The 1,273-nt window shown below is 52.7% G+C and carries 2 tRNA genes and 2 rRNA genes; all 4 read right to left on the reverse strand.

Annotated features, from left to right (window positions below):
- A 23S ribosomal RNA gene (locus tag L1249_RS17330) occupies positions 1 to 556 on the reverse strand; the annotation flags it as partial.
- 244 nt (positions 557 to 800) lie between these two features.
- Positions 801 to 876, reverse strand: a tRNA-Ala gene (locus L1249_RS17335).
- A 114-nt stretch (positions 877 to 990) separates the two neighbouring features.
- Positions 991 to 1,067, reverse strand: a tRNA-Ile gene (locus L1249_RS17340).
- 85 nt (positions 1,068 to 1,152) lie between these two features.
- Positions 1,153 to 1,273: ribosomal RNA gene (locus tag L1249_RS17345) — 16S ribosomal RNA — on the reverse strand; the annotation flags it as partial.

Here is a 1,273-nt window from a genome sequence, read left to right on the forward strand (position 1 = left end):
AAGGTACGCAGTCACCCAACAAGTGGGCTCCTACTGCTTGTACGCACACGGTTTCAGGATCTATTTCACTCCCCTCTCCGGGGTTCTTTTCGCCTTTCCCTCACGGTACTGGTTCACTATCGGTCAGCCAGGAGTATTTAGCCTTGGAGGATGGTCCCCCCGTCTTCAGTCAAGGTTTCTCGTGCCCCGACCTACTCGATTTCACGTGATCAGATTTTCGACTACGGGGCTATCACCCGCTATGGCCAGACTTCCCAGTCTGTTCGTCTAATCTTTCACACGCTTAAGGGCTGGTCCCCGTTCGCTCGCCGCTACTAGGGGAATCTCGGTTGATTTCTTTTCCTCAGGGTACTTAGATGTTTCAGTTCCCCTGGTTCGCCTCTTACGCCTATGTATTCAGCGCAAGATACTCATCTTGTGATGAGTGGGTTTCCCCATTCAGAGATGTCCGGGTCACAGGTCGTTTGCCACCTCACCGAACCTTATCGCAGGCTACCACGTCTTTCATCGCCTCTGGCTGCCTAGGCATCCACCGTGTGCGCTTCATTGCTTGACCCTATAACCCGAAGGGGTCTGGGGTTCGCAATGATAACGATTGCCGGATACGCTTGAGACGTATCACAATACAATTTACGTAGAAACGCGTTCAACGCGTTTCTGTCAGCATGATATACATTGTTAAAGAGCGACTGTTCTATGAACAGTGATAAGACAACGCAGTGCGTTCTGGCTTATCAATGGTCACAAAACCAACAAACGGCACGAGAAGCACAGGAGGTATCACCTGGTACGACGCGATATGGTGGAGCCAAGCGGGATCGAACCGCTGACCTCCTGCGTGCAAGGCAGGCGCTCTCCCAGCTGAGCTATGGCCCCATCGTGTTATGCAAGACCAACCTCTTGTTATAAATTCCTCGCAGACACGTCAATGAACCGCACATTGCAGCAAGCTGCAGGGGGCGATGTCGTCGTTTCGGCGTAACAGGAATTTGGTGGGTCTGGGCAGATTTGAACTGCCGACCTCACCCTTATCAGGGGTGCGCTCTAACCAACTGAGCTACAGACCCAAGAGGGGTCGTGCGAAAACCGTTTGCTCTATCATCTGATCAGGTAATTCATTGTGAGCGCTTGCCGCGAGGGGAAGACATCGTTTAAGGAGGTGATCCAGCCGCAGGTTCCCCTACGGCTACCTTGTTACGACTTCACCCCAGTCATGAACCACACCGTGGTGATCGCCCTCTTGCGTTAGGCTAACCACTTCTGGTGCAGTCCA

Origin of the sequence: Halomonas sp. Cn5-12 (genome assembly GCF_021532545.1) — a bacterium.
Lineage (GTDB): Bacteria > Pseudomonadota > Gammaproteobacteria > Pseudomonadales > Halomonadaceae > Vreelandella > Vreelandella aquamarina.